We start from the raw sequence: 14029 nt of genomic DNA, 5'->3' as shown, positions 1-14029 counted from the left end.
GCCGCGGACGAAAGACGAGCGGCGGGCGACGAAGCCGGCGAGTCGGTCCTGGCGGCCATGCAGTTCGCCGATTCGTTCCTCCCCGCCGGATCGTTCACGACCTCCTACGGGCTGGAGGGGTTCGTCGCCGCCGACGACGTGGAAGACGGCGACGATCTCCGGGCGCTGCTGTCGACGTACCTCGACGGGCAGATCGGGCCCTGCGAGATGGTGGCGCTCCGGGCCGCTCACGAGGCCGCGACGGCCGGGGACCTCGACGAGGTCGTCGCCGTCGACGAGCGGCTTCGAGCGGTGCAACTGCCTGCCGAGTTCCGCGAGAGTTCCACCCGGACGGGTTCGCAACTCTGTTCGCTGGTCGCCGAGACGGAGAACGATCCCCTGCTTTCGGCCTACGACGAGCGGATCGACGCCGGCGAAGCGCCGGGCAACTACGCCGTCGTCATGGGCGTCGTCGGCGCGCGGACGGGGATGAGCGCCCGCGAGGCCGGGCTCGTGCTCGGCTACTCCTTCCTGACGGACCTGCTCGGGGCCGCCCAGCGCCTGCTCCGGGTCGGCCACACCGAGATTCAGGCGGTCCTGACCGACTGCCGGCCGCTGGTCGCGCGGGCGTGGGACCGCCACGCCGACCGGTCAATCGAGGCGATGACGCCGTTCGCGCCGCTCGTGGACGTGGTCGCCGCCGAGCACGAGCGCGCCGAGCGGCGACTCTTCCTCAGTTGACCGAGACCAGCGCCCTTCATTTGGCTGGCCCGCGTACCCACACGTGATGACGGTTCGACACGACGGGCTCACCGTCGACTGGCTGGGTTACGCCACCCTCCGCGTCACCGACGGCGAGACCGTCGTCTACCTCGACCCCGGTCGCCACGGCGTCCTCACCGGCGAGTGGGAGCCCCACGCCGAGAACGTGGGCCACCCACCCTCGCAGGACTACCGGGCGCAGGACGGCGACGTGGTCTGTGTCAGCCACGTCCACCACTACGACCCCGACGGCATCGACCGCGTCGCGAAAGCGGATGCGACAGTTATTGCCTTCGAAGGTATCGAGGGTCGCGACGTGGACCGCGACCTCCCGCCCATCGGCGACCTCACCTACGACATCCTGGAGGTGGGAATGAAGGACACGCTGTCGGTCGGCCCCGTGGACGTCTGGACGACGCCGGCGTACAACGAGCCGGACGGGCCACACACCCGCCCGGACGGGACGCCGTACCACCCGGAAGGGTTCGGGTGTGGCTTCCTGGTCGAACTCGACGGGACGGACGTGTTCTGGCCCGGCGACACCGACGTGCTGCCCGGCCACCGGACCATCGACGTGTCGCTGTTGTGTCCACCAATCGGCCGGAGCAACCACACGATGGACCGCCACGAGGCCGCGGCACTCGCCGCCCGCACCGAACCCGGGCTCGTGCTCCCCGTCCACTACAACACCTTCTCGAACCTCGAAGCCGATTCGCGGGCCTTCGCCGCAGACGTGGCCGCGGCCGGCGTCCCCGTCGTCCTCGACGAGAACTGAGGCGGGGCCGGCGAGCTACCACTCGGCCCGGTCCCGATGGGCCGCGGCGACCGCCGCCACGTCGTCCGCGTCGAGGACGCCCTGCTCCGTACAGAAGCCCGCGACGAGGTCCGCAGGCGTCACGTCGAACAGCGGCGCGGCCACGTCGATGGCGGCGTCGTCGTCGTACACGTCGGTCGGATCGGCGCGTTCGAGGGACGGAGTCGCGTCCGTGCTGACCTTGGCGGCGGCCGCGACGACGAACAGCGGCACGTCCTCGCGAGCGGCCGCGAGCGCGACCGCTCGGGTACCGACCTTGTTGACGGCGCGACCGTCCGGCAGGACCGCGTCGGCACCGACCAGTACCGCGTCGTAGTCGCCGCCGGCGAGTTCGTGCGCGAGGGCGGCGTCGGCGGTGAGCGTGACTGCGGTCCCGTCGGCGGACAGCGACTCGGCGACGCCGACACCCTCGCCGCCGGGCCGGGACTCGGCCACGAGGACGCCGTCGGGGTCGGCCCGCCGGAGGGCCTCGCGAACGGTGCCCGAGCGCGAGAGCGTGACGAGTCGGCCGCCGTCGACCTCGTCGGCGGCGACGGCGGCGGCCGCGTCGTCCGCATCGAGGGCGTCCGCGATTGTGTCCTCCGCGGCCCGTTCGACGGCGGCGGGCGTGCGGTCGTCGGCCGCCACGTGCATTGCCCGGTTCACGCGGTTCGCGACGACGGCCATCGACGGGCGCGCCGCCCGGAGGTCGCGGGCGAGCGTCGCGAGAGCGTCCCAGTCGCCGGCGTCGCGTTCGACGGCGAGGGCCGCCTCGTCCCGGAGCGTTTCGAGCGCGCGGACGGAGAGGTACGTCGACCCGTGGTCGCGGTCGTCGGCGACCGTGTCGGCACCGGGGCGGACCCGGTCGTAGGACGTCCACAGGTCCGGGACGGTCTCGCGGCGCAGTATCTCGGTCGGCGGGACCCACTCGGACTCCGTCGCCTCCTCGTCGAGACGTACGTCACGGGAATCGCAGTCGAACAGGTAGGGGTGGACCACCCAGCGCGTGTCGAGGTCGTCGTCCGCGACGGGGAAAGAATTGCCGCGGCGGACGAGCGTGACGGCGTCGGCGAGGCCGGTTTCCTCGGCGATCTCGCGGCGGGCGGCGGCGTCGGGGTCGGTGGCGGCGTCCGACTCGTCGGGGTCGTCGGGGTCGGGCGCGACGTGGCCGGCGACGGCCCCCCACTGGCCCGAGTAGGAGCCGACCGCGTCACTCCGGCGGACGAGGAGGACCGCGGCCCGGTTGCGGAGGAAGCAGGTGACGACGTGTGTCTCCTCCATGGGTCGGCCACGGAGGGCCACGGGCAAAAACCCGGGGACCGACTTTTGTGAGCGGCCGTCCTGCTCCCGGATATGGAGATCGCGATCCTCGCGGACACGCACGTCCCCTCGCGGGAGCCCCGGATTCCCGACTGGGTGCGCGAGCGAATCCGGACGGCGGACCACACCATCCACGCCGGCGACTTCGACTCCGCGGCGGCACTGGCGACCGTCCGAGACGTCGCCGCGGAGCTGACGGCCGTCTCGGGGAACATCGACCCCGGTCTCGACCTGCCGCAGGTGGCGACGGTGACCCTCGGCGGCGTCACGTTCGTCGTCACCCACGGGACGGGGAGTCCTGCCGGGTTCGAGGAGCGCGTCCGGGCGACGGTCCGCGACCACGCCGGGTCGTCGGCGGTCGGCATCTGCGGGCACACACACCGGGTGCTCGACACGGTCGTCGACGGCGTCCGCCTGCTGAACCCCGGGAGCGCGACGGGGGCCGACCCGGCGGCCCAGGCCACGATGCTGATCGTCCGGGTCAGAGAGGGTCAGTTCACCGTCTCCGTCGAGCGGGGCGAGGTGTGAGCACGGAGAGAGCTCGAAGCAAAGAGAACGGTAGGAGCGGAGAGGATGGGGAGACTGGGTCGGCGGTGAACGCAGTCAGACGGCGCGTGCGGCGTCGAAGACGGTCCGGCCGGCGTGGTGGATCGCGTACCCCACAATCAGGACGTCGACGGGTGCCATGAAGAGCCCGTAGAACACCAGCAGGTCGTCCATCGGCGAGAGAAAGAGGTACGGGAGGTAGAGCAGCCGGCCGAAAAACAGGACCAGCGCCACCTCCGACAGCGCGAGGGACTCGTCGAGGGCGTAGGCCAGGAGGAACAGGTCCATCGGCGCCATCCACATCAGCGGCAACAGCCACGCCTCCGCCTGGGTCGTCAGGTACCAGGCCTCGGCCCCAATGAGCAGGAGCGTCGGCACCAGCAGTTTCAGATCGACCCCCGGAATCCCGAACCGTCTATGTTGTCTCGTTGCCATCGACCGTCACCGCCCACCTTTCTCTCACCCGTCACCCCACTTCAATTATTTCCCTGCAAGTGATATATACACGTGCGGCTATCGCCGGTAGTTTATACGTTAATATAAAATACGGCCGGATATATACGAATGATAGAAATTTGGTAGTTCGGGCCGAATCGATCCGGTAGTTTTTACGTCAGGACGGTTCCGGCGGTCGGTATCGGGGGTGGTTTCGGGTGCGTTTCGCTCGCGCGCGCCGCCGACACCCGGCAGCAAGCGGCATCGATTGCCGGTGTTGGCCGTTGTTGCGAGTTTCGCGCCCCTTTTTTCCGGGCGCGCCCTGGTGGGGGTATGGAAGTCGTTGCGGTCCCAGGTCTGCCGGAAGTGCGCCCGGGTGCGGACCTCGCGGCGCTGATCGACGAGCGGGTCGCGCTCCGGCCCGACGACGTGGTGCTCGTCGCGAGCACCGTCGTCTCGAAGGCCGAGGGCCGGACGGCCGACCTCGCCGACTTCCCGGCGGGCGAGCGCGCCCGCGAGGTCGCCGCGACGGTCGAGCGGGCGACCGGCGATAAGAAGGACCCCCGATTCGCGCAGGCCGTCCTCGCGGAGAGCGAGGAACTGCTCATCGAGGCTCCCTTCCTGCTCGCCGTGACGCGGTTCGGCCACATCACCGTGAACGCCGGCATCGACCGCTCGAACGTGCCCGGCGCCGACCTCCTGCTGTTGCCCGAGGACCCCGGTGCGAGCGCGGCCGCCCTCTCGGAGCGACTGGGGGTGCCGGTCGTCGTAACCGACACCTCCGGGCGGCCCTTCCGGCACGGCCAGCGCGGCGTCGCGCTCGGCTGGGCGGGGTTGCCCGCGAACCGCGACTGGCGCGGCGAGCACGACCGCGACGGGCGCGAACTCGGCGTGACGGTGCAGTCGGTCGTCGACGAACTCGCCGCGGCGGGCAACCTCGTCGCGGGCGAGGGCGCGGGCGGGACGCCCGTGACGGTCGTCCGCGACTGGCAGTTCGGCGACCACGCCGGTGACGACGACCTCTTTCGCGAGATCGATTCGGACTACGTGCGGCAGGCGCTCCGCGAGTGGACATACGAATGAAAGCAATCGAACTCACCCCCGAGCATCCGGTCGACGAGATCACTGAACTGGCAGTGCAGGCCGAGGAGACGGGCTTCGACGCCGTCTTCGCCGCCTGTCACTACTTCAACCGCGACCCGTTCGTGACGCTGTCACGGATCGCGGCCGCGACCGACGAGATCGAACTGGGGCCGGCCGCGGCCAACCCCTACGAGACACACCCGCTGAAACTGGCCTCGCAGGTCGCCACGGTGCAGGAGGTCAGCGACGGCCGCGCCGTCTTCGGCGTCGGCCCCGGTGACCGCTCGACGCTCCAGTCGATGGGCGTCGAGCGCGACAGTCCCCTCCGGCGCGTGCTGGAGACGTTCAAGATCGCACAGGACCTCTGGGCCGGCGAGACCGTCGACGCCGACGGCACCTTCACCGCACAGGACGCCGCCCTGGAGTTCCCCGTCGAGGGCGAGATTCCGGTCTACGTCGGCGCGCAGGGCCCGCACATGCTGCGGATGAGCGCGAAACACGCCGACGGCGTCCTCTACAACGCCGCTCACCCGAGGGACTTCGCGTGGGCGGAGGGCCAGATCGAGCAGGGGCTCGACGAGCGCCCGGCGGACCGCGGTGACTTCGAGTTCGCGGCCTACGCGAGCGTCAGCGTCGCCGAGGACGAAGCGGCGGCCCGGGCGGCCGCGCGACCGCCGGTGGCGTTCATCGTCGGCGGCGCGGCCCCGCCCGTACTCGACCGACACGACATCGACGAGGCGGCCGCACAGGCCGTCGGCGAGGCTATCGAGGCGGGCGAGTTCACCGACGCGTTCGGGCAGGTGACCGAGGAGATGATCGACGTCTTCAGTATCGCGGGGACGCCCGAACAGGTGCGCGAGGGAGTCGACGCCGTCATGGAGTACGCCGACGGGTTCGTGGCCGGCTCGCCGCTCGGGCCGGACCTCGAAGACGCTATTCGGCTTGCTGGGGCGGCTCTCGACTGCTGAAGTCGGGCACCACGGTATCGGCGACGGCGCCGAGGGCCAGGTACCCGAACGCGAGCACGGCCAGGCCGATGAAGGCGCTGCCGAACGCCACGCTGATCGCCGAGAGGGGATCACTGAGTGCGACGCGTGATATTTCGGTGACGAGCTTCGGGATGCTCCCGAGCAGGCTTGACATACCGTCTCGTTGTGACCCGTCCTATTTGTGCCTGTCGTGGTCGTCTCGCGAGAACTATAGGGGCCGACCGCCTACCGTGGGTATGGACGACGCCTCGCTCGACGACTTCCTCGACGGCGGGAGCGACGACCCGGGCGCGGAGTCAGGGGAGGAAGCGAGCGGCGGGAGCGAGTCCCCGAGCGCCGAGGCCGACGAGACGGCGGACGAGGGGCCGAGTCAGACACCGAGCGAGACGGCCGACGAGACGGCGGACGGGGAGGACGCCGCGGTCGGCGACGGGACTGTGGCGACCGAGTCCGACGGGGTCCCACCGGCCGAGTCCACGTTCGCGTGGTCGTCGGAGCCGGTCGCGTGTGCGGCCTGTGGCGAGGCGGTGCAGCGTCGCTGGCGCGGCGACGGCGAACTGGTCTGTCGCGCGTGTAAATCGTGGTAGGTCGGCGGAGCGAGCGCGGACGTGTACGGCACCTGAAAAGCCGGCAGAGTTACTTTCCTCGCGCCCGTGCGTGGAGGTGTGATTCACGCAGACGGGCCGCGTAGCGCCGCGTCGCCAGGTGTCGGCCGGGACGAGACACTGTGTGCCGGCACCGAGAGACGAGGACGCTCGCCCCCGCTTGCCCTCCACTCGTAGCTATGACAGACGCAGATACGTCACAGGCCGGTCGAAGAACCGACGCCGCAGAGGACCCGGGTGCGCTCGCACGCCGGGTCGCCGAGAACGTCGAACGGGTCATCGTCGGCCACCACGACGAGATCGAACACATCCTCACCGCACTGCTCGGCCGCGGCCACGTCCTGCTCGAGGACGTGCCCGGAGTCGGGAAGACGATGCTCGCCCGCGCCGTCGCCCAGTCGTTCGACGGCACGTTCAAGCGCGTCCAGTTCACGCCGGACCTGTTGCCCTCCGACATCACCGGCGTCAACGTGTTCAACCAGAAGACCCAGGAGTTCGACTTCCGCCCCGGGCCGGTGTTCGCGAACGTGGTCCTGGGCGACGAGATCAACCGCGCGCCGCCGAAGACCCAGTCCTCGTTGCTGGAGGCGATGGAGGAAGGACAGGTGACCGTCGACGGGACGACCCACGAGGTCCCCCAGCCCTTCACCGTCATCGCGACCCAGAACACCGTCGAGCACGATCGGACCTACGACCTGCCGATGGCCGAACTCGACCGGTTCATGAAGAAACTCCACCTCGGCTACCCCGAACCCGACGACGAGTCGGACATGCTCGAACGCGTCGTCGGCAACCACCCCATCGAGGAACTCTCACCAGTGGCGACCCTCGCGGACCTCCGGGACGCCCGCGACGCGGTCGCGGACATCACCGTCGAGGAGCCGATCCGCGACTACGTGACGCGGCTGGCCGGCTTCACCCGCGAGGGAGCCGAACTCGGCGTCAGTCCCCGTGGTTCCATCGCTCTCCTGCGGGCCGCCCAGGCCCGGGCGGTGTTGAACGGCCGCGACTACGTCGTCCCGGACGACATCCAGACGGAGGCGTGGGTAGTCATGCCACACCGCGTCCGGACGGGGACGCCCGACCGGACCGGACAGGACGTCGTCAGGGAGGCGCTGAACACGGTCGCGGTAGAATGAGGCCGACACTCCGTGGCGTCGGCGTCGCCCTGGTCGCCGGGGGCGCGTTCGGCATGGCCGCGACCGGCGGCGCCCGCGCGCTCAACGCTATCGCCGCACCGGCCGTCGTGGTGCTCGCTATCGGTGCCATCCAGATCGTCCGCGTGAACGCGCCGACCGTCGAGCGCCCCGATCCCCGCGCGGGCTTCCCCGGCGAACACCGCGAGATCGAACTCGACGTACAGGGAAGCGGCGTCGCCCGCCTCGCGGACTCGCTGCCCGGCGCGGAGAGCGGGAGATACGAGATTCACACGACGCTCCCCGACAGCGTGGCGTACGAACTGACGCTGACGAACCGCGGCGAGTGGACGGTCGGGCCCGCGCGGCTGGTCGTGACCGACACGCTCGGCCTCTTCCGGACGACGGTCACCACCGAGGCGACCGCGACGCTACTCGTCTACCCGGAAGTCAAGGACCTGAGCGGTGACGAGGCCTTCGCCGGCTTCTTCGAGCAGACGCGCGTCCCGGACCGGCAGGCCTTCGACACGCTCCGGGAGTACGCGCCCGGTGACCCGCTCCGTGACGTCCACTGGAAGTCGAGCGCGAAACGCGGAGAGGGCGACCTGGTCGTCAAGGAGTTCGTCGGCGAGACGACGCGGGGGACGATCGACATCGCCGCGAGCGCGGCCTCCGGCCACGCGGACGCGATGGCGTCGGCGGCCGCCAGCGTGGCGGTCCTCGCGCTGGAGGCGGGCTACTCGGTCCGGGTCACCTGTCCCGACGGAGAACTGCCCGCGGGCCACGGCGACGAACACCGGCGACACCTCCTCGAACTGCTCGCACGGACGGGAGCCGGCTACCCCGACGAGCGGGCCCGCGAAGGCGCCGACGTGCTGATCGAGGCCGACGGGGACGGCGTCGCGGCGACCGTCGGCGGCCGCCGTCACCGACTCGCCGTGGACGGCGAGGGACGGGCCGTCGCGGCGGACGGGGGTCCCGTGAGTGACGCGAACGGGACGATGGCAGACCGCAGGTCTGGCGGTGGTGCCGCGAGCGATGCGAGCGGCGGCACGTCGAACGCGCAGTTCGACGGGGGTCCCGTGAGCGACGCGAACGGGACGGCAGACCACCGGTCTGCTGGAGGTGAGCGATGAGCGACGCAGGACCCGGCACGGCCGAACGCCTCCGCAACCGCCTCGACGAGGACGGCGGCCTCTTGAGCACGCGCCGACTCGCGCTCGTGTCGATCCTGTTGCTCGTGTTCTCCTTCACGTTCGCGCTGTACGAGATCATCGACGTGGTCGGGAACCCGGACACGTTCCTGCTGGTCGTGGCGGCGTCACTGGCGGCGGCGTCGGTGCTCTCGCGGGTGCTCCCGGTACGGGTCGCCGTCCCCATCGGCGCCTTCCTGCTCGCGTTCGGGCTGTACTCCTACGCGACGGCCCTGCCCGCGGACGTCGTGGCGAACCAGGACCGCGTGCTGGGGGACGTGATCTCGCTTTTGAACGGGCTGTCGGTCCTCCGCTTGCAGAAGATCGAGCTGTGGGCGCTCGGCTTCACGCCGACGCCGGTGTTCCTGGCGTGGTACTTCGCCCTGCGTCGCCACTACGTCGCGGCGGTGACCGCCGGCGGTGCCGCCCTGACGTTCTTCGTCCTGACGGGCGATATGAACACGACCGTCGCCCTGCTCGGGGCCATCGGGGCCGTCGGCGCGGTCGGGTTCGGGCGGCTGGAGCGGTTCGACAGCGCGGACCGTCCCGCGGTCGTCGACGGCGACGCCGGGGCCGCGCTCGACACGCAACGGCGGACGGTGTTGATGGAGCTGGGCGCAATCGTCGCGGTGTCGAGCACGGTCAGCGTGGTGCCCGGCGCGGGGACGCAACTGCTCAAACCGTTCGGGAAGGGGCGGGCCAACACGGTGGAGGCGAGCCTGATCAACGCCGACCAGCGCATCAGGATTCAGGGGAGCATCGAACTCTCCCCGGCGGTCAGGTTCACCGTCGACGCCACCAGACAGGCGTACTGGCGGGTCGCGGCCTACGACCGCTACACCGGCGACGGCTGGGTCAGGACCGGGTCGACGCGGGCGTTCGACGACCGGCTCCGGGGCCCGCCGGGCGCGAGCGAGCGGGTCGAACAGCGCTACGATATCGAATCGACGCTCCGGACGATGCCGGCCGTCTGGCGCCCCATCGCGGTCGAGGGCGACGAGGGCGACATCGCGACGGTCACCGACGCCGGCGGGCTCCAGCCCGAGCAGGGGGAGCAACTCGAACCGGGCGACAGCTACGAGGTGACCAGCCGCCGGCCCGTCGCCAGGCCGAGAGAGCTGGCAAGCGCCGGCGACGACTACCCCGACGGCGTCGAGGACCGGTACACACAGCGGCCGTCGAGCCTCCCCGAGCGGATCGAGGAGCGGACCGAGCGCATCACCGCGAACGCGAGCAATCCCTACGAGGCCGCTCGCGTGATCGAGCGCTGGCTGGAGAACAACCGGGCGTACTCGCTGGACGTGGAGCGCCCGGACGGCAACATCGCGGACTCGTTTCTGTTCGAGATGGAGCGGGGCTACTGCACCTACTACGCGACGACGATGGCGGTCATGCTCCGAACCCTCGACGTCCCGGCGCGGTTCGTCGTCGGCTACACGCCCGGCGAACGGGTCGGTAACGACCGCTGGGTCGTCCGCGGCTTCGACTCCCACGCGTGGACCGAGGTCTACTTCCCCGATGTCGGCTGGGTCCGGTTCGACCCGACGCCGGCCGGCCCGCGGTCGGCCGCGGAGGGCGAGCGCCTGGAGCAGGCCCGCGAGAACGGCAATCCCAACGTCGACACCGACGACACCGACGAGGACGACACCCCGACCCCCGACGACCCGGACGACCCGCGGACGGAGGGACCCGACACCCCGACGCCACCACCGACGCCCGAGACGCCGACGCCGGCCGGCGGGGAGACGACGACGGGCGGCAGCAGTGTCGACGGGGCCGTCGACGACGGCGGCGGGTTCGAGATCGACCTCCCCTCGCGCGAGGAAGCGGCACTCGGGGCGGTCCTGGTGGGAGGTGTCGTCGCCGGTCTCCGGCAGACGGACGCGACCGAGCGGGCCTACCGGGCGGTCTGGGCCCGCTGGCAGCCCCGCGAGTCACCGGCCGTCGACGTCGAGCGGGCGTTCGACCGTCTCCAGTACGCCCTCGAACGGACGGAACGGGCCCGGGAACCGGGGGAGACGCCGCGGCAGTACCTCGACGCCGTCGACGCCGGGGAGGCGGCCCATCGGGTGTGTGACTACTACGAGCGCTCGCGGTACGGCGGTCGCGTCACGGAGGCAGACGCCGACGAGGCGGTGGCGCTGGTCGGCGAAATCGTCTCGGAACGACTCGGTCCGTTCTGACGGCCGACCGCGTCGCGGCCGCTCGTGGGCGAGAGCGGGCCTGTGGCGCCTGCCCGCAATTCCCGAAGGTGTTTAATACGTCGATTTCGTACGTCCCGCTGTAATGTCGGAAACCTGCTCGACGTGTGGGCTGCCCCAGGAACTCTGCGTCTGCGAGGACGTCGCCAAGGAGTCCCAGGAGATCAGCATCCGCATCGACGAGCGCCGATACGGGAAAGAGGTAACGGTCATCGAGGGGTTCGACCCCAAAGACGTCGACATGGACAGCTTGTCCTCCGATCTGAAATCCAAGTTCGCCTGCGGGGGGACCGTCGAGGACGGCTCCATCGAGCTCCAGGGCAACCACACCGGGCGGGTCGAGGACTTCCTCCGCGAGAAGGGGTTCAACGTCGCCTGATCGGTCTGTTCTTCGGGCGGTCGGCGTGACGCCACACGTCGAGCGACAGCTCAGAACGGCGCCGCGGGGCCCTCGCTCCCTCGGTCGCGTTCGCTGTCGGTCGCGACCGGTCCGTCCCAGCCGACCAGCCCACAGGCGAGACTCTCGACCGGGGTCTCCCCGTCGATACCTTCGTAGGAGGTGATGATGTCGGCGGCCCGGCGGCTGTCGTGGCCGTGGGGACAGACGGTGACGATCCGGTCGGCGTCGGTGAGGTCACCGACCCGGGTCGGCAGTTGTGGGAGTGGAACGTTCACGCTGCCCGGGATGCGCTCGCGGTCGAAGGCCACGGGCGAGCGGATGTCCACGACCCGGACGTCGGCGTCGGCATCGAGGAGGTCGGCGAAGTCGTCGGCTGAAATCTCTGCAGCCATGTACCAGTAACCAGCGGCGCCGTCCCCAAAAGCGTCGCGGACGACTCGACGGGCGAGGGGGCGGGCTACAGGAGGCCGTCCTCTTTCGCCAGCAGGATGCCTTCGATGGTGGCGTCGTTCGCGGGCTCGGCGCGGGCGCGCTCCAGCGCCTCGTCGACGGGGACGCTCCTGACCCGGAGGAACTCGTTGTCGTCGAGGTCCGGTTCGACGGGCGTGAGGCCCTCGGCGAAGACGATCCCCCGGCGGTGCCGGAGCACGCCGGTCGAACACCAGAACTCCTCGACCAGGGAGACGCCGGCGGCCTCGAAGCCGGTCTCCTCCCGGAGTTCGCGGGCGCCGGCGGTCGTGTAGGACTCGCCGGCCTCGACGATGCCGGCGGGGAGTTCGAGGCACTGCTCGCGGATGGTCGGGCGGTACTGGTCGACCATCACGAGGGCATCCTCGCCGTCGGCTGCATCGGCAGTGAGGGCGACGACGACGACCGCCGGCGGGAGGTCGGCCCAGTAGTAGTCCTTGGTCGTCCCGTTCGGCTGTTCGACACGGTCGTAGCCGCCGGTGTACCAGCCGGTCTCGTACTCCGCGTTCGATTCGAGGACCGACCAGTCGTGGTCCGGCGGTGTGCGAGCGGGCGTCCGGTCGGGATCGAACTCGCCGGGAACGCGGGGCTGTGGGTCCGAAGCTGCCGATTCCTCGGCGGCGTCGTCGCGCTCGGTCATGGGTCCTGTGCCACCGCCAGGCGGTAAAGCGTGCCGTTGTAGGTGGCGTAGACGGTCTCGCCCTCGGCGGCGCTCTCGTTCTGGATCCGCAGGGCGTCCATCTCGTCGAACGGGGAGTTGGTGAACGACTCCTTGAGACCGATGGGGCCCTTCCAGTAGGGGTCCGAGCGGCCCGTGACGTTCGTCTCGGTGACGTTCACGCCGGTTTCTGCCTCCGCGTCCCGAACCGCGCCGATGGCGTACTCGTAGCGGCGCTCGGAGGCGTTGGACAGATCGACCGCGCTGTGGTTGCCGTCGGCGGGCGTCGCGGTCAGGTAGTAGGGGTCGCCGCTCTTGAGATAGCTGGGGAGCGCACCCAGCGCGAGCAACAGGGCGAGCACGACCAGGATGGCGACGGTGACCCGACGGGTGATCTGCCGCATACCACGTCTTGGTCGCGGCCGCCGAAAACCGCATCGGAACGCGCCGCGCGGTGGCGGAGTGCTCCCCGGACTCCGCTGCCCCCGTACCACGACCGCGGCCGCTCACTCGGTCACGAGCTCGCGGTAGACCTCGCCGAAGGCCTGCCGGCGGAGGGTGCCGACGGCCGCCGCCTCCTTGTCCTCGAAGGTCGCGGCGACGACGGTTTCGGTCGCGGGCGCGGCGTGCCAGGCGACGTTCGAGACGTGCTCGCTCCCGATATCCGCCCGGTCGTACGCGGGGTGGTCGGCCAGCCAGTCCTCGTACTCCTCGCGGGTGCCGACCGTGACCGCCAGTAGGGAGGCGAAGATGGCCTCGCGTGCGGTCTCGACGACGGCGCCGGTGACGCGCTCGTCGTACTCCTCGCGGTCGAAGTCCATCGCCTTCGCGACCTCGCGGACGGTCGTCTGGGCCGTCGGCCCGACCGCCTCGTAGCGCTCGCGGGCCTCGGCCGCCGTCTCGGGAGTGAAAATGCCCTCGGTGTGCATATACAGTGCTGAGTGCCCGCGCGGTTACTCGGTTTCGGCTTCGTCCGCGTCGGCGTCGTCGGTGGCGCCGGTCTCGATCTCGTCGTCCCCGTCGTCGGCCTCCTCGCGCATCCGCTCGGTCAGCTCGCGGGCCTCCGCCATGATGTCCTCGGCTTCGGCTTCGAGCTCGGGGTTTCGGCCCTGGCTGGCGCGGTCGCGGGCGGCCGCGGCGTCGAACCCGCCGCCTGTTCGGGCCTCGTCGTCGAAGAGCGCGCCGGAGCGGTCGTCGTCGTGGTCGTGGTCCGACGTGGTGTCCTCGAAGACCTGCGGGAAGTCGACTTCCTCGGCGTGGTCGGCGGCGGTCGCGGCGAGGCGGTCGGCGTCGTGCTCGTCCCAGTCGGGGGCGTGCTCGGCCAGCCACTCCTCGTGAGCCTCGTCACCGAGCATGGCGGTGAACGCGAGGTGGTTGGCGAGGTGTTCGTCGTCGGCCTGTGGGTCGCCACACACCGGGCAGGCGTATCCCATGCGCGGGCAAAGCGGGTCCAGAAGGATA

Annotated in this window: 18 protein-coding genes; 10 read left to right on the top strand and 8 right to left on the bottom strand. The window is 70.6% G+C overall.

Translation table 11 applies throughout. The features are described 5' to 3' along the window. Positions 1-57 precede the first annotated feature (57 nt). Together MUG96_RS02770 and MUG96_RS02765 are read left to right on the top strand one after the other, a co-directional pair. Positions 58-720 (top strand): urease accessory protein UreF, encoded by a 663-nt coding sequence (locus MUG96_RS02770; protein ID WP_246988601.1) that lies wholly within the window; start codon positions 58-60, stop codon positions 718-720. Positions 721-766: 46 nt separating this feature from the next. Next, entirely contained in the window at positions 767-1516 is a 750-nt protein-coding gene (locus MUG96_RS02765) for an MBL fold metallo-hydrolase (protein ID WP_246986282.1), read from the top strand. Between the two features lie 15 nt (positions 1517-1531). Here the strand turns inward: MUG96_RS02765 and MUG96_RS02760 are convergent, their stop codons facing one another. Beyond that, on the bottom strand, positions 1532-2815 hold the full coding sequence (locus tag MUG96_RS02760) for an eIF2B alpha/beta/delta subunit family protein (RefSeq protein ID WP_246986280.1): 1284 nt from the start codon (positions 2813-2815) through the stop codon (positions 1532-1534). 72 nt (positions 2816-2887) lie between these two features. Here MUG96_RS02760 and MUG96_RS02755 point away from each other — a divergent pair, with 72 nt between their 5' ends. Further along, positions 2888-3382: a metallophosphoesterase family protein gene (locus tag MUG96_RS02755; protein ID WP_246986278.1), complete on the top strand. Its 495-nt coding sequence runs from the start codon at positions 2888-2890 to the stop codon at positions 3380-3382. Between the two features lie 75 nt (positions 3383-3457). Here the strand turns inward: MUG96_RS02755 and MUG96_RS02750 are convergent, their stop codons facing one another. Continuing rightward, positions 3458-3835: a hypothetical protein gene (locus tag MUG96_RS02750; protein ID WP_246986276.1), complete on the bottom strand. Its 378-nt coding sequence runs from the start codon at positions 3833-3835 to the stop codon at positions 3458-3460. Between the two features lie 333 nt (positions 3836-4168). Between MUG96_RS02750 and MUG96_RS02745 the strand changes: the two genes are divergently transcribed. Both MUG96_RS02745 and MUG96_RS02740 read left to right on the top strand, forming a co-directional pair. Beyond that, positions 4169-4918, top strand: coding sequence for a coenzyme F420-0:L-glutamate ligase (locus MUG96_RS02745; protein ID WP_246986274.1), 750 nt, complete (start codon positions 4169-4171; stop codon positions 4916-4918). After that, on the top strand, positions 4915-5886 hold the full coding sequence (locus MUG96_RS02740; RefSeq protein ID WP_246986272.1) for a 5,10-methylenetetrahydromethanopterin reductase: 972 nt from the start codon (positions 4915-4917) through the stop codon (positions 5884-5886). Before MUG96_RS02745 ends, MUG96_RS02740 begins: the two co-directional genes overlap by 4 nt. Here the strand turns inward: MUG96_RS02740 and MUG96_RS02735 are convergent. Continuing rightward, positions 5852-6061: a DUF8024 family protein gene (locus MUG96_RS02735; protein WP_246986270.1), complete on the bottom strand. Its 210-nt coding sequence runs from the start codon at positions 6059-6061 to the stop codon at positions 5852-5854. The genes MUG96_RS02740 and MUG96_RS02735 overlap by 35 nt on opposite strands. 82 nt (positions 6062-6143) lie before the next feature. Between MUG96_RS02735 and MUG96_RS02730 the strand changes: the two genes are divergently transcribed. The 5 genes from MUG96_RS02730 to yciH all read left to right on the top strand — a co-directional run bounded on the left by MUG96_RS02730 (position 6144) and on the right by yciH (position 11421). Continuing rightward, positions 6144-6494 (top strand): DUF7573 domain-containing protein, encoded by a 351-nt coding sequence (locus MUG96_RS02730; RefSeq protein ID WP_246986268.1) that lies wholly within the window; start codon positions 6144-6146, stop codon positions 6492-6494. 197 nt (positions 6495-6691) lie between these two features. Continuing rightward, positions 6692-7651, top strand: a complete 960-nt coding sequence (locus tag MUG96_RS02725; RefSeq protein ID WP_246986266.1) for an AAA family ATPase — start codon at positions 6692-6694, stop codon at positions 7649-7651. Beyond that, positions 7648-8784 (top strand): DUF58 domain-containing protein, encoded by a 1137-nt coding sequence (locus tag MUG96_RS02720; RefSeq protein WP_246986264.1) that lies wholly within the window; start codon positions 7648-7650, stop codon positions 8782-8784. Before MUG96_RS02725 ends, MUG96_RS02720 begins: the two co-directional genes overlap by 4 nt. Continuing rightward, the gene (locus MUG96_RS02715; RefSeq protein WP_246986263.1) at positions 8781-11024 is read left to right on the top strand and encodes a transglutaminase TgpA family protein; all 2244 of its coding nucleotides are present in this window, start codon (positions 8781-8783) and stop codon (positions 11022-11024) included. The genes MUG96_RS02720 and MUG96_RS02715 overlap by 4 nt, the downstream gene beginning before the upstream one ends. A gap of 103 nt (positions 11025-11127) precedes the next feature. Continuing rightward, the gene (gene yciH / locus MUG96_RS02710) at positions 11128-11421 is read left to right on the top strand and encodes a stress response translation initiation inhibitor YciH (protein WP_246986261.1); all 294 of its coding nucleotides are present in this window, start codon (positions 11128-11130) and stop codon (positions 11419-11421) included. Between the two features lie 50 nt (positions 11422-11471). On the opposite strand, the gene MUG96_RS02705 is transcribed toward yciH, so the two are convergent. From MUG96_RS02705 to MUG96_RS02685, 5 genes are all read right to left on the bottom strand, one after another. Further along, positions 11472-11834, bottom strand: a complete 363-nt coding sequence (locus MUG96_RS02705; protein ID WP_246986260.1) for a rhodanese-like domain-containing protein — start codon at positions 11832-11834, stop codon at positions 11472-11474. A 65-nt stretch (positions 11835-11899) separates the two neighbouring features. Continuing rightward, the gene (locus tag MUG96_RS02700; RefSeq protein ID WP_246986258.1) at positions 11900-12550 is read right to left on the bottom strand and encodes an NUDIX hydrolase; all 651 of its coding nucleotides are present in this window, start codon (positions 12548-12550) and stop codon (positions 11900-11902) included. Then, a complete protein-coding gene (locus tag MUG96_RS02695) occupies positions 12547-12972 on the bottom strand; it encodes a hypothetical protein (protein WP_246986256.1) in 426 nt (141 codons plus the stop codon). Before MUG96_RS02695 ends, MUG96_RS02700 begins: the two co-directional genes overlap by 4 nt. A 102-nt stretch (positions 12973-13074) precedes the next feature. After that, on the bottom strand, positions 13075-13497 hold the full coding sequence (locus tag MUG96_RS02690; protein ID WP_246986254.1) for a DUF5809 family protein: 423 nt from the start codon (positions 13495-13497) through the stop codon (positions 13075-13077). A 24-nt stretch (positions 13498-13521) separates the two neighbouring features. Beyond that, entirely contained in the window at positions 13522-14001 is a 480-nt protein-coding gene (locus MUG96_RS02685) for a DUF5810 domain-containing protein (protein WP_246986252.1), read from the bottom strand. Positions 14002-14029: the final 28 nt, after the last annotated feature.

Origin of the sequence: Halorientalis marina, from assembly GCF_023028345.1 — an archaeon.
GTDB classification, from domain to species: domain Archaea; phylum Halobacteriota; class Halobacteria; order Halobacteriales; family Haloarculaceae; genus Halorientalis; species Halorientalis marina.
Note: the sequence above shows the minus strand (reverse complement) of the source record. Positions and strands in the feature narration are given on the sequence as shown.